General features: G+C 66.0%; 23 protein-coding genes. 16 read left to right on the forward strand and 7 right to left on the reverse strand.

Translation table 11 applies throughout. From position 1 onward, the window contains the following. Nucleotides 1–6 precede the first annotated feature (6 nt). Nucleotides 7–1119 (forward strand): KaiC domain-containing protein, encoded by a 1113-nt coding sequence (locus RH831_RS04290; RefSeq protein WP_310553028.1) that lies wholly within the window; start codon nt 7–9, stop codon nt 1117–1119. A gap of 49 nt (nt 1120–1168) precedes the next feature. On the opposite strand, the gene RH831_RS04295 is transcribed toward RH831_RS04290, so the two are convergent. Further along, nucleotides 1169–2161, reverse strand: a complete 993-nt coding sequence (locus tag RH831_RS04295) for a radical SAM protein (protein WP_310553029.1) — start codon at nt 2159–2161, stop codon at nt 1169–1171. A gap of 91 nt (nt 2162–2252) precedes the next feature. Here RH831_RS04295 and RH831_RS04300 point away from each other — a divergent pair, with 91 nt between their 5' ends. Next, a complete protein-coding gene (locus RH831_RS04300) occupies nt 2253–3338 on the forward strand; it encodes a DUF373 family protein (protein WP_310553030.1) in 1086 nt (361 codons plus the stop codon). Here RH831_RS04300 and RH831_RS04305 read toward each other — a convergent pair. The 4 genes from RH831_RS04305 to RH831_RS04320 are packed head-to-tail and all read right to left on the reverse strand — an operon-like array spanning nt 3335 to nt 7089. Next, the gene (locus RH831_RS04305; protein WP_310553031.1) at nt 3335–4213 is read right to left on the reverse strand and encodes a polyprenyl synthetase family protein; all 879 of its coding nucleotides are present in this window, start codon (nt 4211–4213) and stop codon (nt 3335–3337) included. The two genes, RH831_RS04300 and RH831_RS04305, sit on opposite strands and share 4 nt — an antisense overlap. 53 nt (nt 4214–4266) lie before the next feature. Then, on the reverse strand, nt 4267–5223 hold the full coding sequence (locus RH831_RS04310) for an electron transfer flavoprotein subunit alpha/FixB family protein (protein WP_310553032.1): 957 nt from the start codon (nt 5221–5223) through the stop codon (nt 4267–4269). Then, complete coding sequence (locus RH831_RS04315) at nt 5220–6014, reverse strand: electron transfer flavoprotein subunit beta/FixA family protein (protein WP_310553033.1); 795 nt, start codon at nt 6012–6014, stop codon at nt 5220–5222. Before RH831_RS04315 ends, RH831_RS04310 begins: the two co-directional genes overlap by 4 nt. Nucleotides 6015–6060: 46 nt before the next feature. Beyond that, complete coding sequence (locus tag RH831_RS04320) at nt 6061–7089, reverse strand: hypothetical protein (RefSeq protein WP_310553034.1); 1029 nt, start codon at nt 7087–7089, stop codon at nt 6061–6063. 122 nt (nt 7090–7211) lie between these two features. Here RH831_RS04320 and RH831_RS04325 point away from each other — a divergent pair, with 122 nt between their 5' ends. Together RH831_RS04325 and RH831_RS04330 are read left to right on the forward strand one after the other, a co-directional pair. Further along, nucleotides 7212–8381 (forward strand): hypothetical protein, encoded by a 1170-nt coding sequence (locus RH831_RS04325; protein ID WP_310553035.1) that lies wholly within the window; start codon nt 7212–7214, stop codon nt 8379–8381. A 32-nt stretch (nt 8382–8413) separates the two neighbouring features. Next, nucleotides 8414–8932: a type IV pilin N-terminal domain-containing protein gene (locus RH831_RS04330; RefSeq protein ID WP_310553036.1), complete on the forward strand. Its 519-nt coding sequence runs from the start codon at nt 8414–8416 to the stop codon at nt 8930–8932. Here the strand turns inward: RH831_RS04330 and RH831_RS04335 are convergent. Beyond that, nucleotides 8888–9511: a methyltransferase domain-containing protein gene (locus RH831_RS04335; protein WP_310553037.1), complete on the reverse strand. Its 624-nt coding sequence runs from the start codon at nt 9509–9511 to the stop codon at nt 8888–8890. The genes RH831_RS04330 and RH831_RS04335 overlap by 45 nt on opposite strands. 128 nt (nt 9512–9639) lie before the next feature. On the opposite strand from RH831_RS04335, the gene ahaH reads away from it, so the two are divergent. The 12 genes from ahaH (at nt 9640) to RH831_RS04395 (ending at nt 22491) form a co-directional block, all read left to right on the forward strand. Next, on the forward strand, nt 9640–9972 hold the full coding sequence (gene ahaH, locus RH831_RS04340) for an ATP synthase archaeal subunit H (RefSeq protein WP_310553038.1): 333 nt from the start codon (nt 9640–9642) through the stop codon (nt 9970–9972). Continuing rightward, nucleotides 9959–12151, forward strand: a complete 2193-nt coding sequence (locus RH831_RS04345) for a V-type ATP synthase subunit I (protein ID WP_310553039.1) — start codon at nt 9959–9961, stop codon at nt 12149–12151. The genes ahaH and RH831_RS04345 overlap by 14 nt, the downstream gene beginning before the upstream one ends. A 7-nt stretch (nt 12152–12158) precedes the next feature. After that, nucleotides 12159–12401: a F0F1 ATP synthase subunit C gene (locus tag RH831_RS04350; RefSeq protein WP_310553040.1), complete on the forward strand. Its 243-nt coding sequence runs from the start codon at nt 12159–12161 to the stop codon at nt 12399–12401. A gap of 9 nt (nt 12402–12410) precedes the next feature. Further along, complete coding sequence (locus RH831_RS04355) at nt 12411–12986, forward strand: V-type ATP synthase subunit E (protein ID WP_310553041.1); 576 nt, start codon at nt 12411–12413, stop codon at nt 12984–12986. Continuing rightward, nucleotides 12983–14029, forward strand: a complete 1047-nt coding sequence (gene ahaC / locus RH831_RS04360) for an ATP synthase A1 subunit C (protein WP_310553042.1) — start codon at nt 12983–12985, stop codon at nt 14027–14029. Before RH831_RS04355 ends, ahaC begins: the two co-directional genes overlap by 4 nt. Next, on the forward strand, nt 14026–14361 hold the full coding sequence (locus RH831_RS04365) for a V-type ATP synthase subunit F (protein WP_070365628.1): 336 nt from the start codon (nt 14026–14028) through the stop codon (nt 14359–14361). The genes ahaC and RH831_RS04365 overlap by 4 nt, the downstream gene beginning before the upstream one ends. Next, nucleotides 14358–16103 carry an ATP synthase subunit A gene (locus RH831_RS04370; RefSeq protein WP_310553043.1) on the forward strand — a complete coding sequence of 582 codons (1746 nt, stop codon included), beginning with the start codon at nt 14358–14360 and terminating at the stop codon, nt 16101–16103. The genes RH831_RS04365 and RH831_RS04370 overlap by 4 nt, the downstream gene beginning before the upstream one ends. After that, nucleotides 16103–17503, forward strand: coding sequence for a V-type ATP synthase subunit B (locus RH831_RS04375; RefSeq protein ID WP_071933455.1), 1401 nt, complete (start codon nt 16103–16105; stop codon nt 17501–17503). Before RH831_RS04370 ends, RH831_RS04375 begins: the two co-directional genes overlap by 1 nt. 45 nt (nt 17504–17548) lie before the next feature. Next, nucleotides 17549–18604, forward strand: a complete 1056-nt coding sequence (locus RH831_RS04380) for a methionine synthase (RefSeq protein ID WP_310553044.1) — start codon at nt 17549–17551, stop codon at nt 18602–18604. A 23-nt stretch (nt 18605–18627) separates the two neighbouring features. Continuing rightward, nucleotides 18628–19296, forward strand: a complete 669-nt coding sequence (locus RH831_RS04385) for a V-type ATP synthase subunit D (protein WP_310553045.1) — start codon at nt 18628–18630, stop codon at nt 19294–19296. 37 nt (nt 19297–19333) lie between these two features. Then, a complete protein-coding gene (locus RH831_RS04390) occupies nt 19334–19723 on the forward strand; it encodes a DUF6276 family protein (protein ID WP_310553046.1) in 390 nt (129 codons plus the stop codon). 80 nt (nt 19724–19803) lie between these two features. Continuing rightward, nucleotides 19804–22491: a PAS domain S-box protein gene (locus tag RH831_RS04395; protein WP_310553047.1), complete on the forward strand. Its 2688-nt coding sequence runs from the start codon at nt 19804–19806 to the stop codon at nt 22489–22491. A 12-nt stretch (nt 22492–22503) separates the two neighbouring features. Here the strand turns inward: RH831_RS04395 and prf1 are convergent, their stop codons facing one another. Then, nucleotides 22504–23757, reverse strand: coding sequence for a peptide chain release factor aRF-1 (gene prf1 / locus RH831_RS04400; protein WP_310553048.1), 1254 nt, complete (start codon nt 23755–23757; stop codon nt 22504–22506). Between the last annotated feature and the right edge of the window lie 42 nt (nt 23758–23799).

Here is a 23799-nt window from a genome sequence, read left to right on the forward strand (position 1 = left end):
AACTGGATGGCCGAGGACACCGAGGAGGACTGGTTCGAACGGGCCCTCGCCGAGGAGCCCGAACCAGATGAGTCTGCGGGGGCTGATGAGACCGAGGAGCCCGAACCAGATGAGTCTGCGGGGGCTGATGAGACCGAGGAGCCCGAACCAGATGAGTCTGATACGGTCGAGTCAGAAGAGTCCGAACCCACGGAACCGGCGGGATCCGGAGCGCCGGATACGTCCGGGACAAATGAGTCCACGGAGCCATCTGCCGAGTCAGGCTCCGAAACCAGCGATTCGGCGGACGAGACACCAACCGAGGATACCTTCGGGGACGAGGCGGACGTGATCGACATCGACGTCTCCGAGACGGAGTCCTTTGGTTTCGACCTCGAGGAGGGGGCGGAGGACGGCCTCGACGAGGAGGAATACCACACGGACATCCCCCGCATCGGCGTGGGCATCGAGGGCCTGGACGCGATGATCCAGGAGGGCGTCCCCGAGCGCTCGCTCATGGCCGTCATCGGCGGGGCCGGCACCGGGAAGACCACCTTCGCGCTCCAGTTCCTCCAGGAGGCACTTCGAAACGACGGCAAGGCCGTGTTCATCACGCTGGAGGAAAACCGGGAACGGATCCTCCGCAGCGCCAGTCAGAAGGGCTGGGACTTCGAGGCGGCCGTCGAGGACGGGTCGCTTGCTGTTCTGGATCTGGACCCAGTCGATATGGCAAACAGCCTGACGAGCATCCGTAGCGAGCTCCCCCGGCTGGTCGGGGACTTCGAGGCCGACCGCCTGGTCCTGGATTCGGTCTCGCTTCTGGAGATGATGTACGACGACCAGGCGACCCGGCGCACGGAGATCTATGACTTCGCGAACGCGCTGAAGCGGGCCGGGGTCACCACCCTCGTGACCAGCGAAGCGTCGGAGGATACGGCCTATGCCTCTCGATTCGGCATCATCGAGTATCTCACCGACGCGGTGTTCGTCCTGCAGTACGTCCGTCCGGAGGAATTCCAGGAGACTCGACTCGCCGTCGAGATCCAGAAGATCCGAGACGCGAATCACTCTCGGGAGAGCAAGCCCTACGAGCTTACGAGCGGCGGGATCGAGGTCTACCGGGACGCGACGATCTTCTGAGCTACAGAGAGCACAGGAGAGGGCCCACGACTTTAGTCGTGGGAGGGGGTCAAAGCGGGGTCTTCTCGACGACCTGCTCGTCCCAGGTGGGATACTGCTCGATGATCGTGCCGCCCTCGATATCGCCCTCCTCGACCATCTCCTCTAAGAGCCACCAGGCGATCTCCACCTGCCCGTCGAGGACTTCGTAGTACTCCGGCGGAACGCCAAGTTCGTCCAGTCGGGCCGGCTCGGCTTCGGTCACGCCGTAGACGAGCGTGCCGTCGTCGGTGATCTCCTCGAACGGGCGGCTGACGTTCGGAGCCGTTCGCCGGAGGCGATTGCGATGCTGGGCGGCGTCTTTGAACGTGCTCGTACAGAAGTACACCTTCGGGTGCGAGACGAGTTCGGCCAGGTCCTCCTCGCTTGCGCCCTCGACGGCGCTCATGTGGTCCGTGCGCCGGTCGTAGCCCTGTTCGTGCATCCGACGGTAGTTCCCCTGGCTCATCTCGAACTCGTTGACGTTCACGAAGTCGACCGCTCCCTCCTCGATGAACTCCAGGAACTCGGTCTCGGCCTCGATGCCCGGGATCTCGAAGGCCGGCGTGAGCCCCTCCTCGCGGGCGATGTAGAGGATCTCTTCCCAGAAGGTGCCATGGATGTTTCCCCAGAGGGCCACCGGCGGGTGGAACCGGATCTCGTCCAGGCCCGCCTCGGCGAGGGCCCGCATTATCTCCCGGTCGCCCGTGATGCCCGTATAGAGGTGGATGTGGTGGTCCGCCCCGAACTCGTCTTTCAGAAGCGAGATGTAGTGGGTCGTCCGCTCCATCGACTCCAGGGGTTCCCCGCCCGTGATCGAACTGCCCATGGCGTCCATCTTCCGTGCGGCTTCCAGGACGTCCTCGTCCGACTCGACGGGGCGCTCGTTCGCGAAGACCTGGTCGACGTTCTTGCGGTTCTCCCCGAGCGGGCAGTAAAAGCAGTCCCGGTGGTCACAGTAGCCGTGGACGAAAAGCACTAGCTTCCCACCGAGCGCACACTGCTCGCAACCCCGGGATATCATCGGCTGGATTTGGCCGTCGCGGTTCAAAAGCGGCCCGGTCGGGCGAGCCGGGCCGAAGACTCTTACCCCACCCCACCCGTATTTCCGCCCGATGCTGCTGGTCCTGTGTGTGGACCTGGACGACGACCTCGGTCGGAAGACCGGGATCCCGACGCCGGTCGTGGGTCGGAACGCGATCGAGCACGCCGCGGTGTCCCTGGCCGAGGCCGACCCCGAGGACAGCGACGTCAACGTGCTCTTCGAGGGGGTACACCTCCACGACAAGCTGGCCGGGGGCGACGAGCCGGTCGAAGTGGCCGCGGTGACGGGCGAGGAGCGCGGCGAAGTGGCCGCGAACCGGGCGGTGGGCCGCGAACTCGACGAGGTGCTCGCGACACTCCAGGCGGATGAGGCGGTCCGGGTGATCGTCGTGACCGACGGCGCCCAGGACGAGAGTGTGATTCCGGTCATCCGCTCGCGGGTGCAGATCGATTCCGTCCGGCGGGTCGTCGTCCGGCAGGCACAGGACCTCGAATCGATGTACTACACGATCAAACAGGTCCTCGACGACCCGGAGACCCGCGGGACGATCCTCGTCCCGCTCGGCGTTTTACTCTTGATCTATCCGCTCGCGGTCCTGGCGGATATGGTCGGGCTCCCCGGCTCGGTCCTGGGGGTTGGATCGGGCGCGCTGGGCCTGTATGCCCTCGTTCGCGGGCTCGGTCTCGAAGACGCCATCGACGACTGGGTCTCCCGCGCCCGCGAGAGCCTCTACACCGGCCGGGTGACGCTCATCACGTACATCGTGGCCGCAGCGCTGCTCGTCATCGGCGGGGTCGAGGGCATTGCCACCCTCGATTCGGTCCGGGTCGAGGCGGCCGTGGACGTGGGGACGATGCTCGCGGCGCTGTTCTACGGGGCGATCCGGTGGGTCGCGGCCGCGGCGCTCACGACCAGCTTCGGCCAGATAACTGATGAGTTCATCGCGGGGCGCTTTCGCTTTCGCTATCTCAACGCGCCGGTCTACATCCTCGCCATCGGGGCCATCCTCCACACGATGAGCGCCTTCTTCCTCGGTCGGGTCGCGCTGGCCACCCTGGCGGCAGTCCTCACGGTCGGCACGCTCCTGAGCGTGTTGAGTACCCTTGCGATGGCCGTCGTCGAATCGGTCCGGGCGCGAAACGCGGCGGAGGCCTAGCGGTCCCGATCGACCACGAACGTCGCGAGGTCTTCCAGATACTGGCGGGCCTCGCTGTCCTCGACTGCGACCCGGTCGAGTGCAGCGAGGGCGGCTTCTGACTCCATGCGGGCCCGCTCGGTCAGCGTCTCCGGGTCCTCGCCGGTCACTCTGACGATCGACGGACGGTCCATGGTGTCGTCCTGTCCGGTCGGCTTCCCCAGGTCCTCGGCGTCGGCCACCGAATCCAGCACGTCGTCCCGGATCTGGAAGGCGATCCCCACCCGCTCGGCGTACTCGCCGAGGGCGTCGATCGTGGCCGCGTCGGCGTCGGCCGCGATCGCGCCGAGTTCCGCGGCCGTCCGGAAGAGTGCGCCCGTCTTTCGCCGGGCCAGTTCCATGTACTCGGATTCCGAACTCGGTTGGTCGACCAGTTCGACGGCCTCGCCCTCGCCGAGTTCCACCAGTGCCCGGGAGACCGACTCCAGGGCCCGGGAGTCCGCCGAAAAGAGTGCGAAGGCCTCCCCGAGCAGGCCGTCGCTCGCAACGATGGCCGGGCCGTGTCCGTAGGCCGCCCAGGCACTCTCGCTCCCGCGGCGAAGGGCGGACTGGTCGATGATGTCATCGACCACCAGCGACGCGTTGTGCACGAGTTCCACGCCCACCGCGAAATCGAGGGCCGTCTGGCCGTTCGGCCCCAGGGTTTCCGAATCGCTCGACCAGACCGACCCGCCGGCGGCTTCGCAGGCGAGCAGGGTTAGCGTCGGTCGCACCCGTTTCCCGCCCGCGAGCACCACGTGTGCGAGTTCGTCCTCGAGTTCAGTCGGTTCGACCGCCGCGACGACCTCGCGAAGCCGCTCCTCGATGACGTCCCGGCGCGCCTCGACGTACTCCATCTACCGAAGGGTTGGGGCTCTGGCTTTAATACCTGCCGGGAGCCCCACGCCGTTCACCGGAGCTGTTCGGTGAGTTCCGGGATCACGTCGAAGAGATCGCCCACGATCGCCTGGTCCGCGATGTCGAAGATCGGCGCGTGGGGATCGGTGTTGACGGCGATGATCGTGTCCGCGCCCTTGATCCCCGCCACGTGCTGGACGGCCCCCGAGATCCCGACGGCGAGATACACATCGGGGGAGACGGTCTTGCCGGACTGGCCGACCTGCCGGCTGGTGTCGAACCAGCCGTTGTCCACGAGCGGTCGGGACGCGGCGATGGTGGCATCCGTTACCGCCGCGAGGTCCTCGATCACCGAGAGGTTCTCCGCCTCGCCGATACCCCGCCCCACGCCGATCAAAAAGTCCGCGGCGGTCACGTCCACGTCGCCGGTTCCGGCCTCCTCGAAGCCCTCGACCCGCGAGCCGACCGCCGACTCGTCGAGTTCGAACTCGAAGTCCTCGACCGGAACCGAACCGACTCCCGTGGCCCGCGCCCACTCGCCGGGCCGCAGGGTCACCACACACGGGCGCTCGGTGATGGTAACCGTGGCATCGATCTTGGACTCATAGAGGCTGCGGGTAGTCTGGAGCCCCTCATCACTGACTTCCATGTCGATCACGTCGGTCACGAGGGGCAAATCCAGATCGACGGCGACCGCCGGCACGTAATCGAGGGCGTTGACGGTGTGGGGCGTGAGCACCACGGCGGGTTCGAGTGCCTCGTACAGCGCCCCAACTGCCTGGACGTAGACGTCGTGATTGAACTCGGCGCCGTCAGCGATCGTGTGGATCACGTCGACGCCGTCCCGGTCGAGCCGATCCGCGATCGCCTCGGCGTTCCCGCCGATGACGGCCACGTGGAGCTCCCCGTCCAGGTCGTCGGCCAGGTCCGCGCCGGCCCCGAGGAGTTCGAGACTAACGTCCCGGATCTCCCCGCGCCGGTGTTCGACGACCGCCAGTACGTCGCTCATTCCTGGACCACCCCCGCTTCGAGGAGGCGATCTGCGATCGCCGTCGCCTGTTCGGGTGGGTCCCCCTCCACGTACTCGGTGTCCCCGCGACTCGGCGGCTCTGTGAGTTCACCTCGTTCGAGGCGGGGTTCGAGCCGGTCGGCCCAGACGCCCAGCTCAGCGGGGCTCTGTACGTCGATCTCTTGGGCCTGGGCCTCCTGGAGTCCTCTGAGGCTGGCATACCGGGGATCGTTGATCCCGGTCTGGATGGTTAGCACCGCCGGCAGCGAGAGGGTCGTGATCTCCTCGATACCACCTTCGAGCTCCCGTCTGACCCGGACCGAGTCGGCCTCACGATCGAGCGTGAAGTCGTTGACAACCGCGCCCCACTGCCACCCGAGGGTGCGGGCCAGCGAGACACCGGTCGACCCGTAACCGTCGTCAGCCGCCTGGACGCCCGAGAGAACGAGGGTCGGTGCTTCGGCCTCGACGACGGGGGCCATGAGGGCCGCGCGGGTCGAGACGTCCTCCAGGGGGTCACCCCGCAGGTCATCATCCCAGATCCGGATCGCCCGATCGGCCCCCTTCGCGAGGGCCATCCGGATGGTGTCCGCCGAGCGCTCCGGCCCGATGGTCACGGTGACGACCTCTTCGGCGATCCCCTCCTCGCGCAGTGAGACGGCCGCCTCCAGGGCGTACTCGTCCCACTCGTTGAGGTCATACTCCAGGTAGCGGTCGGCGACCGCCCCGTCCTCGATCTCGAAGTTGTCCGCGACGGCTGCCACCTCGGCGAAGGTGACCAGAATCTTCATCACCTGGGACTTCTCCGCCCCTGCCGTAAATCCTTCTGAAACTGCGCTACTCTTCGGATTCCTCGGGCAGGGAGATCAGGTTCTCCCGCCCGATTCGGAGTTTTTCGATCCGCCCCGCTTCGGCCATCGCGGAGAGCAACTGGGAGACCTTGGCGTTCGACCACCGGGTCTCCTCGACGATTCGGGCCTGTTTCATCCGGCCGTCGTTCGCTTCGAGCAGCCGCTCGATTCGTTCCTCGTCGCTCAACAGGTCGGTGTCGACGGCCGCCGTGTCGGACGCGTCGGGCTGCTCGCCCGCCCCAGCAGTTGGCGGTTCGTCGGTCGGCGGGGTCGGCTCCTCGGATTCCTCCGGCGCCGCGGTCCCGATCCCCAGCCCGTTGAGATAGCCGTTTCGCCACCCCAGGAGGAGCAGGCCGCCGCCGACCACGGCTGCCGTCAGGCCCAGGGCCACCATCGGATCGAGGCCGATGCCGGGGACCGTGACCGTCTCGAAGACGACCCCCGGCTCGCCCGTCTCGAACTGCTGGGGCCCGTTCCAGCACAGCGCGCCGTCCACGATGTCCGTGGAGGGGGTGGCCGTCTGGACCCGATAGCCGGAGGGCGGCTCGATAGTGAGGGTCTGGTCGGCCGCGAGGTCACCGAACCAGCCCCCGGCGAAGGCCGACTCGACTGACACCTGCTTTTCGGTGACCACGGCGAAGTTCGTCCAGGTGAACGCGAGGGTGAGCGTCCCGGTGACGTTCTCGGACTCGGTCACCGAACTCGACCGATCGACGGCCGTGATCTGCATGTCCCGATCCGTCTGTGCGGCCACCTGGTCGGCCGCGCTCCGGAAGGTATCCACGCTCGGGCCCGGCCCGGTGCCCGCCTCGAACTCGGACCGGAGCTGGTCGAAGGCCGCCCGGTCGGCGTCGGATTCGAGGGTGTAGCTCGTCGAGACCGTCCAGACGGCGTCACCCGTCTCCTGGATCTCGACGGCGAAGGTCGTCTCCTGGTGGGTGGGAGTCGCCGCGGCTGGGGCGGCCACACCGAGCAGGAGGGCGAGGAGGACACCGACCAGGAGGGCCCGTCGCATCGTCTGGTTCTGGCCCGGGGACGGGCAAAGAACTTTCCATTGGTACGACGGCGATCGAAGTCGATCAACTCGCCGTCTGGCGCTCCGCATTGTTTTTGACGGCCGATGCCAAAGTGGGGCGTATGAATCGCCCGCTCATCGCGATCCTCGCGGGGCTCTTGCTCGTGACGAGCGTGCTTTCGGTCCCCGGCGTGGCCGCCCAGGCCACCACGAACGAGCGATTGGCCCCGGTCGAGGGTGCGGCTTCGAACACCACTCGCATGCTGCACCTCGATACGGTCGATCAGCGCGGGTTCGGCACGGCCTCGACATCCGTGACAGCCGCGGTGGGGAGCGAGGCGGGCGCGGGGGCGGCGACCCTTACCCAGTACGCGGTGGCCCAGGAGTTCGAGGACTCGCCGTCGGCGGGTGAACGGGCCCTCGACGAGGCGATCGCGGTCTCGGCGGATCGAATCGTGGCCCTCGAAACCCGGGAGCAACGTGCTCGTGACCGCTTCCGGGCGGGCGAGATCGGTGTGGGGCAGTATCTCGCGGTACTTGGATCGGTGAACCGCGAGGCCCACGCCATCGAGTCCTCTCTCGATCACTTCGAGACGCGAACCCAGAACGAGAGCCTGCAGGACCGCGTCCGCGCCCTCCAGACCGACACTGCTCGATCCGTCGGGCCGATCTCTGATGCGGTGGGGAGTGCAGTTGCCGGCGGGCCCGAGACCGACCGGATCTACGTCGCCGCCGCGGACCACGGGGTCGTCCTCGGCGGGCTCCGGGGTGGGGAGTACGTCCGGGAGGCCACCCGGACCGATGCCCGGGACGGGACCGTCGGCACGATCGACCTGGGGGCCGCCCAGGATCGGATCGGCGAACTCTACCCCTGGGCCTGGACGAACAAAGGCGACGTCAGCATCAACACCGTCGGTGCTGATGTCTTCCGATTCCAGCTCTCACACGACCACGGGCGGCTGAACAGCCTGCTCGACACCTCCTCGGGGAACGTCTATCGCGAGGTCCAGCAGAAGTCCCTCGCAAACCTACCCGTCGCGCCCGGTCCGTCGACGACTGCCGGGAACCTGACACTCCAGGTTTCGGCTCCCGATCCCGGATCGCCGTTGCGGGTCCAGGTGACAAACGAGTCCGGGAGCCAGGTGCCGGCGTCGGTGTCGATAAACGACACCTACGTGGGCCAGACTGGCCCCGAATCGAGTGTCTGGACGCTTGCCCCGCCCGAGAACTTTACAGTGACCGCCGAGGCCGACGACCGGGAGCTCGAACTCGACGTGAACTCCCGAGCGTAGGTTTAAGTCGGGGGACCGGGCCAAGCCGGCCCATGACTCGCGCCGTCTCCCCGATCCTCGGGACGCTTCTGTTGACTGCGATTACCGTCTTGCTCGTCGCCGTCCTCGTCAGTACGCTCGGTGCGGCCTCGCTCGGTGGCGTCGTGGCTGGCCCGGATGCCGGCGACGCTACGAACTTCGTCCGGCTCTCCGCGACCGCGACCGCAGACGGTGAGATCACCCTCACGCACGAGGGCGGTGACTCGGTCGATCTGTCCCACGCCTCGGTTCACATCACTGTGGACGGAACGCCACTCGCGGAACAGCCGCCGGTCCCCTTCTTCTCGACGGCGGGCTTCGAGCCGGGGCCGACGGGGCCGTTTAACTCCGCCGCGGATTCGACCTGGTCGGTCGGCGAGCAGGCCTCGCTTACCATCTCCGGGTCGAACGAGCCGTCGCTCGCAGTTGGTGACACCGTGCGGGTCGAACTCGTTCGGGACGGGCGGCCCCTCGGAAGTGTCAGCAGTTCAGTTCTCGGGGACGACGCCGACGGAGACGATGGCGAGGTTTGACTTGTACTTCGAGCCGACGACCTCGTGGCGGGTGTCTTCGAACCCGGCGGCCTGGAACATCTCCTCGGCCTCGGCCTCGTCGTAGAAGAGCATGATCGCGTCGACGATCCGCCGTCCGATCCAGGAGTCCGGGTAGTACGGGCCGACGACCACGACTCGCCCGCCCGGCTTGACGACCCGGCGCATCTCGGCCAGCCCCTGGACGGGGTTGGGCCAGTACTCGATCGACCCGGAGGACCAGGCGTGATCGAAGGTGTTCGACCGCACGGGGAGGTTCTCGGCGTCGCCCATGGTGAACCCGAGCAGCTCGCGCTCGTCCAGCCGTTCCCGGGCCTTTGCCATCTGGTGGGGGCTCTGGTCGACGCCCAGGATGTGGTCTGTCGTCTGCTTGAGCCCCTCGGTGCCGAAACCGGTGCCACAGCCCACGTCGATGACCCGGTCTGTCGGTTCCAGGTCGAGCAGGGAAAGCGCCTCCGCACGCATCGGTTCGGTAAAGACGAACGCGTTGACCCGGTCGTACACCTTCGAGAGGTACTTGTAGAAGTACCGCGCTCGGGTCTTGTCCTCCAGGACGCCCATTGTGCCCCGATAGGATGGTGGTTCCCTTTAGCGCTTGCTTTCCGGACAGCCGGCCCCGGGCTCGTTGCTGCTGTCGTGGTTCCGCAACTCCCAAATACGCGGTCTTAGTACCACTCCCTAGATATCAGATGCCGAGGCCAGAGGTTCTCGAATCGATCAAGGCGGCTGAATCGGACGCCGAGGAACGCGTCGCCGCCGCCCGGGAGGAGGCCGAGGAGATCCTCGCCCAAGCCAGGCGCGACGCCGAGGAGATCGTCTCCGAGGCGGAATCCGAGGCCCGGGCGCACCGGGAGGAGGAACTCGAAGCGGCTCGTGAGGCAGTCGAAGCCGAGCGCGAGGAGATCCTCGAAGCCGGCGCCGAGGAGCGCGAACAACTGAAAGCGGACGCCGAGGCCCACGTCGAGGACGCCGTGGACCTCGCACTCGAACGGTTCACGGAGGCGGTGCATGCTCAGACCTGAGCGAATGAGCAAAGTCTCGGTGGCGGGCTCGACCCAGGTCATCGAGCCGGTCATCGAAGCCATCCACGACCTCGAACTCGTCCACCTCTCGGAGTACGAAGGCCAGATCGAGGGCTTCGAGACGGGAGCCCCGCTCTCGGGGGCCGAGTCCGCGGCTGATCAACTGGTCACCGTTCGGTCCCTGCAGTCCATGCTCGACATCGAGGAAGCGGCCGTGGACCAGCAGCGGATCCTCGATCGGGAGACCGTTCCCGACCGCCTGGAGTCGATCCGGGAGACGGTGACGGACCTGGACGATCGCCGCTCGGAGATCCGCTCGGAGCTTACCCGGGTCCGGGACGAGATGGACTCGATCGACCCCTTCGTCGACCTGGGGATCGACTTCGATCTCCTCCGGGGCTACGAGAACCTCTCGGTGATGGCCGGCACGGGTGACCGCGAGGCCGTCGAAGACACGCTCGCGGACGCCGAGGAGATCGAGGCCTTCGAGGTCTTTACCGGGACGGACGTGCTCGCGATCTTCGCCTATCCCAGCGAGCCGTCCCTGGAGGACGCCCTGGTCGGGGTAGAGTTCACGGAGTACGAGATCCCGCAGGGCGAGGGCGAACCAGAGGCCTACCTCGAGCAGCTCGAAGCACGCAAAGCGGACCTCGAAGCCGAACTCGAATCGGTCGAGGCGGACATCGACGCGGCCCGCGAGGAACACGCCGAGTTCCTCCTGGCCGTCGAGGAGGCCCTGAGCATCGACGTGCAGAAGCGGGAAGCCCCGCTCCGTTTCGCGACGACCGAGCACGCCTTCGTGGCCGAGGGCTGGCTCCCGGCCGAGGAGTTCGAGACCTTCGAGACGGCGGTCAGCGAGGCGGCCTCGGGACGGGTCGCGGTCGACCAGATGGAGGTCGCCGACCACGCCGAGTACGTGCCCACACACGACGACCACGGGGCTGACGGCGAGGAACCCACTGCAGAGAGCCCGGCCGAGGACGTGGCTGCGGACGGTGGCAACGTCGAACTCGAATCCGGGGACTCCCCGCCGGTGGTCCTCGACAACCCGGCCTTTGCCAAGCCCTTCGAACTGCTCGTCAAGGCGATCAACCGACCGACCTACTGGGAACTCGACCCGACGATCCCGATCCTGCTCACCTTCCCGATCATGTTCGGCTTCATGATCGGCGACCTGGGTTATGGCGCGCTCTATGCCGGTATCGGGTACCTGATCGTCTCGCGGGTCGACAGCGACGGACTCCGGAGCCTGGGCGGCATCGCCGTCTGGGCCGGGGTCTTCACGATGCTCTTTGGCGTCCTCTACGGCGAGATATTCGGGCTCCACGGGCTCGGTGACGTGGTCTGGGGCGGCCACCCGCCGCTCCACAAGGGACTCCAGCCGAACTTCCTGGCCTACGCACAGGCCTGGCTGTTCCTGAGTCTCTTCGTCGGGCTCTTCCACCTGACAGCGGGCTATGTCTTCGGGTTCGTCAACCTGCTGGGCCACGGGCTCAAGGACGCCTTCCTGGAGAAAGGCTCCTGGGTCGTCCTGATGGGTGGCATGTGGCTGTGGATCTTCAGCACCCACGCCGCCGGCGCGAAGCCCGACCTGCTCTTTACGGTCTTCAACCGGGCCGGGGCGACGATCCCGTCGGGCACCACGCTCGCCGCCGATCAGGTGGCCTTCGGCCTCGGGTTCGGCGGGTTCCCCGCGACGGTTGGGCTGGTCGGCCTGGCGCTGGCCGGCATTGGGCTGACACTCCTGATCCTCGGCGAGGGCGGCATTGGGGCCCTTGAAAGCCTCAACGTGCTGGTGAACGTCCTCTCCTACACCCGGATCGCCGCCGTCCTGCTTGCAAAGGCCGGGATGGCCTTCGTGGTGAACCTGCTCTTCTTCGGGGCCTACCAGGACCCCGAGGGCCTGTTCCACTTCCTGGTGATCGGCGGGCACGCCCACGCGCCCGAGGGGGCGACAGTCCTCTTCGAGGGCCTGGTCAATATGGGCCCGCTCGGCTGGCTGGGTGGGCTCCTCGTGCTGCTCGTCGGACACCTCCTGGTGCTCGCGCTGGGCATCACGAGCGCCGGTCTCCAGGCCGTCCGCCTGGAGTATGTTGAGTTCTTTGGGAAGTTTTATGAAGGCGGTGGGGCGAACTACAACCCGTTCGGATACACCCGCCGGTATACGACTACGGACTGAGTAACCCATGCTAGAAGCACTCACAAACGTCGCCGGTCTACTCGCACAGGAACTGATCTCCCCGACGGCTGCCGCCGCGCTGGCAGTCGGGTTCGCAACAATCGGTGCCGGGATCGCCGAGCGCAGCATCGGGGCCGCCGCGATGGGGGCCATCGCCGAGGACGAGGACCTCTTCGGGCAGGGCCTGATTCTGACGGTCATTCCCGAGACGCTGGTGATTCTGGCCCTCGTCACGATCTTCGTGGTCTAAGGCCAACCAATGAGTCTTGATACGGTCGTCGCGGACATCCGAGAGGAAGCCGAGGATCAGGCCGAACAGATCCTCGCTGATGCCGAGGCGGAGGCCGAGTCCATCCGGGCCGAGGCCGAGACCGAGGCGGCGGAGATCCACGAGACGGCCGAAGCCGAAACCGAGAACGAGATCGCTCGCCTTCGCGAGCAACGTCTCTCGAGCGCGAAACTCGAGGCCAAACAGCAGCGACTCGAAGCCAGACGGGACGTGCTGGGGACGGTTCGCGATCGGGTCGAAGCGGCGATCGAGGACCTGCCCGAGGCGGACCGTCGCGAACTCACCGAGGCGTTGTTGGCCGACGCCGTCTCGGAGTTCGACGAGGCTGCCGTCTACTGCCGGCCCGAGGACGAATCGCTCGTCGAGGACCTCCTCGAGGACTACGACGGGTTCGAACTCGCCGGCGAGACTGACTGTCTCGGCGGCGTGGTACTCGAAGGCAGCGACGGGCGGATCCGGGTCGACAACACCTTCGACTCGACCCTGGAGACCGTCTGGGACGAGCACCTGAAAGAGTTGAGTGACGTGCTCTTCGAGGAGCAATGACGAACCGCTCGGCCAACTACGAGTACGTCGTCGCCCGCGTTCGGCACCGACGTGCGTCGCTTTTTGCCGAGGAGGACTACCGGAAATTGCTCGGGATGGGACTGGGCGGCATCGCTCGTTTCATGGAGGAGTCCCCGTACAAAGCCGAGATCAACGACCTCGGGGCTCGGTACAGCGGCGTCCAGTTGATCGAGTACGCCCTGAACCGGAACCTCGCCCGGCAGTTCGACGACCTGCTCCGGTTCTCGGAGGGGGAACTGTACGAACTGGTGGCCCGGTACCTGCGGAAGTTCGACGCCTGGAACCTGAAGACGGTGCTCCGGGGACGCTTTTCGGACGCCGAGGACGAGGAGATCGAGGAGAACTTCATCGACGCCGGCGAATTCGAACCGGAGTTTCTGGACCGCCTGATCGCGGCCCCCGACATCGAGGCTATCGTCGAGATCATCGAGGAGACGACCTTCGGGGACGCGGTCGTCGAGGCCTATCCCGATTACGAGGAGACCGGGCTGCTCACTCCCCTGGAAAACGCGATCGACCGGGCGTACTACGAGGGCCTGCTGGAGGGCCCGATCCCGGATGAGGGACCGATGGCACTCTACGCCGAGTTCCTCAAGACCGAGATCGACTTCCGGAACGTGCGAAACGTCCTCCGAATCGTCCGCTCCGGCGCGGAGATCGACCCTCGCGAGTACTTCATCGAGGGCGGCCGACTCTTCGACAGCGAGGAGATCGCACAGCTGGCGACCGACCAGGACCAGTTGATCGCTCACCTCCGGGAGAGCCGATACAGCAAGCATCTCGGGCCGGCGATCGACTCCCTGGATGCCGAGGCCAATCTCACCCAGTTCGAACGGGCACTCGACGAGGCGCTGCTCTCCTTTGCGGATCGCCTCTCGCATGTCTACCCGCTTTCGGTCTGTCCGGTCCTGGCCTACATCCTCGCCAAGGAGCGTGAAGTGGACAACATCCGGGCTATCGCCCACGGCAAGGAGACCGGACTCGACCGGTCGACGATCGAGAACGAACTGGTGATGCTATGAGCCAGGAAATCGCCGTCATTGGGGCCCCCGAGTTCACGACCGGCTTCCGGCTGGCCGGGGTCCGCATCTTCGAGAACGTCAGGGACGGGGAGAAAGACGATCGCCTCGACGACGCCGTCGAAGCGGTTTACGATCGGGAGGACGTCGGCATCATCATCATGCACGCCGAGGATCTCGATCACCTCTCCGCGAACACCCGGCAGATCGTCTCCGAGAGTATCGAACCGACCTTCGTCACGCTCGGAGGCGGGGCGGCGGGCGCGACGGGCCTGCGCGAACAGATCAAACGGGCAATCGGTATCGACCTGATGGACGAGGAGGATTCCCAATGAGTGAAACAACGACAGCACACGGTCAAATCAACAGCGTGAGCGGTCCAGTCGTGACCGCCACGGGCCTCGACGCCCAGATGAACGACGTCGTGTACGTCGGCGATGAAGGGCTGATGGGTGAGGTCATCGAGATCGAAGGCGACGTGACGACGATCCAGGTTTACGAGGAGACCTCCGGGGTTCGACCGGGCGAACCGGTCGAGTCGACGGGGGAACCGCTCACGGTCGATCTGGGGCCGGGACTGCTCGACTCGATCTACGACGGCGTCCAGCGACCCCTGGAGATCCTCGAAGCGGAGATGGGCGCGTTCCTCGACCGCGGGGTCGACGCCCCGGGGATCGACCTCGAAACGGAGTGGGACTTCGAACCCACAGTCGAGGAAGGCGACGAGGTCGAGCCCGGTGACGTGGTCGGGATCGTCGAGGAGACCGTCTCCATCGACCACCGGATCATGGTACCGCCCGATTCGGAGGGCGGCGAGGTCACCGAGATCGAAGCCGGCGCCTACACCGTCGAGGAACCCGTCGTCACGCTTTCATCGGGCGAGGAGATCACGATGCATCAGGAGTGGCCGGTTCGGACCGCCCGCCCGTCAGCCGAGAAGCAGACACCGACCGAACCCCTGGTTTCACGACAGCGCATCTTTGATGGACTCTTTCCACTAGCGAAAGGCGGGACGGCCGCGATTCCGGGGCCGTTCGGGTCCGGCAAAACGGTCAGTCAGCACCAGCTCGCGAAGTGGGCCGACGCCGACATCGTCGTTTACGTCGGCTGTGGCGAGCGTGGGAACGAGATGACCGAGGTCATCGAGGACTTCCCCGAACTGGAGGACCCGATCTCGGGCAACCCGCTTATGGCCCGCACCACGCTGATCGCGAACACCTCCAACATGCCGGTCGCGGCCCGCGAATCCTCGGTCTACACGGGGATCACGATGGCCGAGTACTTCCGGGACATGGGCTACAACGTCGCGCTGATGGCCGACTCCACCTCCCGGTGGGCCGAGGCCATGCGCGAGATCTCCTCCCGGCTGGAGGAGATGCCGGGCGAGGAGGGCTATCCCGCCTACCTCGGTTCGCGGCTGGCCCAGTTCTACGAACGGGCCGGCTACTTCGAGAACATCAACGGGACCGAGGGCTCGATCTCGGTCATCGGGGCGGTCTCTCCGCCCGGCGGTGACTTCTCCGAGCCGGTCACCCAGAACACCCTCCGCATCGTGAACGTGTTCTGGGCGCTGGATGCCGACCTGGCCGAGCGCCGGCACTTCCCGGCGATCAACTGGAACGAGTCCTATTCGCTGTATCGGGATCAGCTCGACCCCTGGTACGAAGAGAACGTGGCCCGGGACTTCCCGGAGCTTCGCCAGTGGGCGATCGACACGCTGGACGAGGAGACCGAACTCCAGGAGATCGTGCAGCTCGTGGGCAAGGACGCCCTGCCGGAGGACCAGCAACTCACCCTGGAGATCGCCCGGTACATCCGGGAGGCCTGGCTCCAGCAGAACGCGTTCCACGACGTGGACACCTCCTGTACGCCGGAGAAGACCTACCGAATGCTCCAGGCGATCAACACCTTCGACGAGGCCGCCTTCGACGCTCTGGATGCAGGCGTGCCCGTCGAGGAGATCACGGACATCGAGTCGCTGCCTCGACTCAACCGGATGAACACGTCCGCGGACTGGGAGCCGTTCATCGAGGAGGTCGAGGAGGAAATCACCACTCAGCTCGAGGAGCTGTACTGATGAAGGAATATCGTACTATCACGGACGTGAGCGGCCCGCTGGTGTTCGTCGAGACCGACGAGCCGATCGGCTACGACGAGATCGTCGAGATCGAGACGCCGGACGGGGAGGTAAAGCGGGGACAGGTACTGGAGACATCCGGCGAGGTCGTCGCCATCCAGGTCATGGAGGGCACCGAGGGGATCGGCCGGGACGCGTCGGTCCGCTTCCTGGGTGAGACGCTCAAGATGCCCGTAACCGAGGGGCTTCTCGGTCGTGTGCTGGACGGTTCGGGGCGGCCGATCGACGGCGGGCCGGAGATCGTCCCGGACAAGCGCCAGGACATCGTCGGCGCGGCGATGAACCCCTACGCCCGGGAGTACCCACGCGAGTTCATCCAGACCGGGATCTCCGCGCTGGACGGCATGAACACGCTCGTTCGCGGCCAGAAGCTGCCGCTTTTCTCCGGTTCCGGGCTCCCGCACAACGATCTCGCCCTGCAGATCGCTCGCCAGGCGACGGTGCCAGAAGAGGAGGAGAGCGAGGGCGAATCGGAGTTCGCGGTCGTCTTCGGCGCGATGGGGATCACCCGCGAGGAGGCAAACGAGTTCATCAACGACTTCGAGCGCACGGGCGCCCTTGAGCGCTCGACGCTCTTTTTGAACCTCGCGGACGACCCCGCGGTCGAGCGGACGATCACGCCACGGCTGGCCCTGACCACCGCGGAGTACCTGGCCTTCGAGAAGGGCTATCACATTCTGGTCATCCTCACGGACATGACCAACTACTGTGAGGCCCTGCGGGAGATCGGCGCGGCCCGGGAGGAGGTCCCGGGTCGACGTGGCTACCCCGGGTACATGTACACCGACCTGGCCCAGCTCTACGAGCGGGCCGGCCGTATCGAGGGCCGGGAGGGGTCGATCACCCAGATCCCGATCCTCACGATGCCGGGCGACGACGACACCCATCCGATCCCGGACCTCACGGGGTACATCACCGAGGGACAGATCTACGTCGATCGCTCGCTCAACTCACAGGGGATCGAGCCACCGGTCGACGTGCTCCCGAGTCTCTCCCGGCTGATGGACGAGGGGATCGGCGAGGGACTCACCCGCAAGGACCACGGCGACCTCTCCGATCAGCTGTATGCAGCCTACGCGGAGGGCGAGGACCTTCGCGACCTGGTGAACATCGTCGGTCGCGAGGCCCTCTCCGATCGGGACAACACCTATCTGGACTTCGCGGACCGCTTCGAGGACGAGTTCGTCGATCAGGGATTCGACACCGACCGCTCCATCGAGGAGACCCTGGACATCGGCTGGGAGCTGGTGTCGATGTTCCCGAAGGCCGAACTCAACCGGATCGACGAGGAGTTCATCGAGGAGTACTACCGCGAGGACGTCGGCGAAGTCGAGGCCTAGTCCACGCGAACCTTTTTGTGCCGGTCCTCGCGTAGCCATGGGCAGATGACACGCGAGCAGTTCCGACCGCCACATCACGACCACGATCACTTTCTCCTGAAGACCGTCGTCGGCAGCTTTCCCCAGCCCGACTGGCTGGACTACGTTCGGTCCGGCGCCGGGGCCGGGGACCTGGAGCCGGCCGACCGCGAAGAGGCCGAGGACGACGCGACCCGGGCCGCGATCCTCGACCAGCAGAACGCGGGCCTGGATGCGATCACGGACGGGGAGATGCGACGGGAGGGGATGGTCGATTACTTCACGAACGTGATCACGGGCTACGACGCCCCGGACGGCGAGGGGGACGACGCCGACTGGAACGCGAGCATGCCCCGGGTCACCGAGGAGGTCTCGACGGCCGAACCCTGGCTCGTCGAGGACTTCGAGTTCGCGGACCGGGTTGCCACCCGGCCGGTGAAGGTCACGATGACCGGCCCGTTCACCCTGGCAACCTTCGCGAGCCCGGAGGTCTATGACTCGATCGAGGACCTGGCGCTTGACTTTGCGGACCTGATTGCAGTAGAGGTCAGACGGCTGGCCGAGGCCGGCGCGGACTGGATCCAGCTCGACGAACCCGGGCTGGGAATGTCCCCGCACGGCGAACTGGCCCAGGAGTGTCTCTCGCGGGTCGCCGCGGAAGTCCCCGAGGACGTCCGCTTTGGCACCCACGTCTGCTCGGGCAACTATGCGAACCTGGCCGACGAGATGGCCGAGTTTCCCGTCGACGAACTCGATCTGGAGTTTGCCAGTCCCGACGCCGACGATCCCGCCGAGGTCTTCGAGGGCCGGGACTTCGAGATGGACATCGGTTTCGGCGTGATCGACACCCAGTCCCGCGAGGCCGAATCCGTCGCGGAGATCGAGGCGCGGATCGAGGAAGGGCTCCAGTACCTTTCGCCCGAGCAATTGACCGTCTCCCCGGACTGTGGGCTAAAGCCCCTCGAACGTGAACCGGCGACGACGAAGCTCGAACACATGGTCACCGCCGCCGCGAACGTCGAGGCCGCACTCGATGCCGGTGACATCGAGGCCGCTGGGACGGACCGGTCCGAAAACGGTTAACCCTTCGCGCAAGGAGCACACGTATGGCCACAGACGTCACTCCCACACGGAAGAACTTGATGCGGATCGAGGACCGCATCGACCTCTCCGAGCGGGGCCACGACACGCTCGAACAGAAGCGTGACGGCCTCATCATGGAGTTCATGGACATCCTCGACCAGGCCCAGGACGTGCGGGCGGACATGGAGACCGAGTACCAGGACGCCCAGGGGAAAATCGACATGGCCCGGGCGATGGAGGGCGACGTCGCGGTCCGCGGGGCCGCGGCGGCGATCCGGGAACACCCCGAGATCACGGTGGAGTCGAAGAACATCATGGGCGTGGTCGTCCCACAGATCGAGTCCACGAAGGTCCGCAAGGACCTGAACGAGCGGGGCTACGGCCTGCTGGGCACGAGCGGCCGGATCGACGAGACCGCCGAGGCCTTCGAGGACCTCCTGGAGCAGGTCGTCCTGGCCGCGGAGGTCGAGACCGCGATGAAGAAGATGCTCACGGAAATCGAGACCACCAAGCGTCGGGTCAACGCCCTGGAGTTCACTCTGCTCCCGGACCTCTACGAGTCCAAAGATTACATCGAGTCGAAACTCGAGGAGCAGGAACGCGAGGAGATCTTCCGGATGAAGAAGATCAAGGCGAACAAGGAGGCCGCCGAGAAGGAAGCAGAGGAGGCGGCGGCCGAAGCCGAGTCCTGAACAACGGGGTTTTCCCGGGCGGCGGTCTCCCTTCGATATGTCCTGTCCGAACTGTGGCGGCCCGACGGTCGCGTACCCCATCCCGGATCGCGCCCGTACACACTGTCCCGACGACCGCGCCGGGGCCGAGATCTGTGCCGACTGTTTGACGGTCTCCCCACTGGCGGAGCCGCCGACCGACCCACCCGATTTCGACGCGGTCCTCACCGATTTCCCCGCCGGGGAGGCCGGCGCGATCGCGGCGTCGCTGTTGGGACTGCTCGATTCCCTCGCGCTCTACCGCGGCGAGATCGAAGCACTCGCCAGGCTGGCCGAACAGGCAGGTGTCGACGTGTTCCTGTTGCTCGATCGGCTCGACGCGAGCGGCCGGATCCAGCCCCACTTCGACATCGACCGACGACGCCACCAGCTCGATCAACTGCTATAGGTGGGGCATCCGAAGCTGTCGAAAGCGGTCCCGTGGACCGCTCCCAGTCGAATTATATAACTGGCCGCTGAACTGCTAGCATGGCCGAGCCGAGTCCGGAAATCGTCGTGCTTCACGTCGACGACGATCCGAATTTCGGCTCACTGCTTCGCGAGGCGCTGGAAGCCGCGGACGATCGGTTCAGGATCGAAACCGCTGTCGACGGGGCTGAAGCTCTCGCTATGCTCGAGGACGCGCAGTTCGATTGTGTCGTGAGCGACTACAAACTGTCAGGGATGGACGGGCTCGAACTCCTGGCGGCCGTCCGCGAGTTGGATCCGGATCTCCCATTCCTTCTCTTTACGGGGAAAGGTTCGGAAGTCGTCGCCAGCGAAGCGATCCGGGCCGGCGTCACCGACTACCTGAAAAAACGGCCCGGCGAGAAGCGGTTCTCGCTTTTGGCCAATCGCATCCGAAACGCAGTCGAGCAGGTCCGGGCCGAACGCCAGGCGGCCGCGGCCCGGCGGATCAACGTCGTCGTCCGGGAGGTAAACGAGGCACTCGTCCGCGCCGAAACCCGGTCGGAGATCGACGAACAGGTCTGTTCGATCCTCAGCGAGGCGGATCCGTACCGGTTTGCCTGGATCGGCGACCTCGATGCGACGACCGACACCATCGAGCCACGCTCGACGGCCGGGAGCCAGTCGGAGTATCTCTCGTCGATCGAGATCGCGGCCGAGGAGGGCGACCTCGTGCAGGGGCCGACGGCTCGCGCCCTGCGTGCGGGTGAACTGACCGTCGTCCAGGACATCCGCGAGGACCCGAACTACGAGCCCTGGCGGGAGGCGGCCCTCGAACAGGGTTTCCGGTCGAGCGCGGCGATCCCGCTGACCTACGAGACGAGTCAGTACGGTGTGCTGAACGTGTATGCCGACCGGCCGAACGCCTTCGACGGCCGGGAGCTCGCGCTGCTCTCCGACCTCGGGGAGTCGATTGCCCATGCGTACCACCGGGTGTCGATGCAGGAACGCAACGCCGCCCAGATCGACCAGCTTGAGCGCCTCACGGACCTGTTCGACCAGGCCCAGTCGATCGCCGATCTGGGAGCCTGGGAGACTGATGTCGTGGCCGAGACGGGCTGGTGGACCGAGCAGGTCAACCGGATTTACGGCCTGCCCCTCGATTACGAACCCGATCCCGGGGAGGGGATCGAGTACTTCCACCCTGAGGACCGGGAGACGATCAGGGAGGCCTACGAGCGGGCCATCGACCAGGGCGAACCGTACGACCTCGAACTCCGGGTCGTTGACGAACAGGGCGAACACAAGTGGGTCCGGGCGCGGGGCGAACCGCAGCTCGAAGATGGAACAGTCACCCGCGTTCGTGGAACCCTCCAGGACATCACTGACACCAAAGCCCGGGAGGAAGATCTCAAACGGACGAACGCGGTCCTCTCGAAGCTGGTCGAGACCCTCCCCCAGGGGATCCTCGTCGAGGACGAGTCCCGGTCGGTTCTGGTGACAAACCAGCGACTCTTCTCGCTGCTCGATATGCCGGGCTCACCGACCGAGGTCGAGGGAGCGGATTGCGAGGCGCTGATCGAGGAAGTCAAGGGACAGTTCGACACCCCCGAGACGTTTGCCGACCGGATCACCGAACTGGTCGGGAACCGAACGCCGGTCGATCACGAGGAACTCACGCTGGCCGACGGCCGAACGCTCGAACGGAGCTACCGCCCGCTCGAACTCCCGGAGGGTCGGGGCCATCTCTGGGTCTACCGGGAGATCACCGACCGGCGCGAGCGCCAGCGGGAACTCGAAACGGTGCTCGAGCGGATGAACGACGCGGTGTTCGTTCACGCCACGGACGGACCGTTCCTCTTTGTCAACCAGGCGGCCTGTGAACGCTATGGCTACACCGAGGCCGACCTCGCCGAGATGACGCCGGCAGATCTGGACGTGCCGGCGGAAGCCGAACACGTCGAGGAGCGAATCGAGACGGTCACGACCCAGGGGGAGTACGTCTTCGAGACCGAACACCGGACTGCCACTGGGGAGACGTTTCCGGTCGAGGTCAGTGCCAGCCGGATCACGTTCCGTGGCGAGCCGGCCGTCCTCTCGATCGTGCGGGACGTGACCGAGCGCAAAGCCCAGGCAGACCGGCTTCGCCGACAGAACGCCCGTCTGGAGGAGTTCGCCAGCGTGGTCTCGCATGACCTTCGCAACCCGCTGAACGTGGCCCAGGGCCGGATCGAACTCGCCCGGGAGACCGGCTCGACCGACCACCTCACCGCCGCGAAAGACGGCGTCGACCGCAGTCTGGAACTCATCGAGGACATGCTGGCACTCGCCCGGGCCGGTGAGGGAGCGAGCGAGGCGGAACCCGTCGCCCTCTCCGAGTTCGCTGCGACCTGCTGGACGCAGGTGGACACGGACCCCGCAGCGCTCACCGTCGAGGCGACTGGAACCATCCTGGCCGATCGGAGCCGGTTTCGGCAACTGCTCGAGAACCTCTTCCGGAACGCCGTCGAACACGGCGGCGAGGCGGTCACCGTGACCGTCGGGGATCTCGAGGACGGCTTTTACGTCGCGGACGACGGGGCTGGAATTCCCGAAGCGGAGCAAAACGCGGTGTTCGAGACCGGCCACACGGAATCGGCGAGTGGAAACGGCCTGGGGCTCTCGATCGTCACCCAGATCGCGGACGCCCACGGCTGGGAGCTTGCGGTAACCGAGAGCGAGGCTGGTGGGGCCCGGTTCGAATTTCGGGGCGTCTCCCGTCCGGACTGAAAGCGATCCCGATCAGACGCCGGTCCGGTAGCGCAGAATACCGCCGATCCCGCCGAAGGCCGTGAGCAACTGCTCGCCCTTCTCGAAGTCCGTCGAGATGAAGTGGGTCTCGGTGCCACGCTGTTCCGCGATGGCCATCAGGTGCTCGATGGCGTCCTCCCGGTCGACGGATTCGGGCGGTTCGCCACACTCCGTACAGGTGTGCTCGGGCGTTTCGTGACGCGGGTCGATCAGTTCGCGATCGGTGTGCCCGTTCGGACACGTATAGGCGACGACCTCCTTGCGTAGGTCCTCCGAGAGGAGCAACGTTTCGACCGAGCCCATCACGAGGTTCTCCCGGGTCGGGCCGAAGCCGTAGGTCGCCAGATTGCCACCGTGGAGTTCCTTGAAGAACTCCTCCATGTCGTTTTTGTCCTGGGTGAGTTCGGCGTCGGCCAGGGCCTCCTGGCCCTTGTCGACCAGGTCGTAGAGCCCGGACTCGTCGGTGTAGGCCACGTCGAACTTCCCGAGGACCTTCTCCTGGAGTTCGTGGTGGAGATAGTCGCCGTCGAGGAACTCGTCTTTGGTCGGCGAGGGGCCGCCCACGAGGATGCCGTCCAGTTCGTGGCGCTTGGGGACAAAGAGCTCGTCGGCCATCTCGGCGATCTCCTGGTAGAAGTTGTCGATGGCCTCCAGGCGCAGGCGGGCGAACCGCTGGGCGGACTGACCCCCTTTGCGCTGCTTGCCCGGGACCAGCGAGGAGGCGGACTTGACCGGCTCGACGCGCTTGCCCTTGAGCCAGCCGACGTTTGCCTCGCGGCGGTCGAGGACGATGAGTCCGTAGAGGCCCTTGTCCGCGAGCATGTGCTCTAAGGGCTCGGTGAGAAACGCCGAGTCACAGTGATAGCGGAAGGACTCGATCGGGTCCGGCGGGTTCTCCAGCACTTCGGTGACCATGTCCGTCTGGCCCCCGCCCTCGTCGACGGCCCCGGAGAACAGGACCATGCCGCGGTCGGGTGGCGTGTCGTAGTACTTCAGTCGGGCCTTGATCGAGGAGAGGGCGTCCTGGACGTTCGTTCGGGTCTGCTTCGACTTGATGTTCGAGGCCTCGCTGTACTCCTGGGTGACGTGGGCGACCACGTCGGAGATCTGCATATCCGGCGGGACGTAGATACTCACGAGTTGCGTGCCACTGCCGGTGTGGTCATCCAGGTCCTCGATGACCTTTCGGAACTCGTATTTCCGGCGGTCGGAGTGTTCCTCGCCCCCGGTGGAGTCATCGCTCATGTGATCTGTTGCTTGAATCTCCACGACGAAGACAAATAAAGG

The sequence above is a fragment of the Halodesulfurarchaeum sp. HSR-GB genome, assembly GCF_031432215.1.
Classification (GTDB): domain Archaea; phylum Halobacteriota; class Halobacteria; order Halobacteriales; family Halobacteriaceae; genus Halodesulfurarchaeum.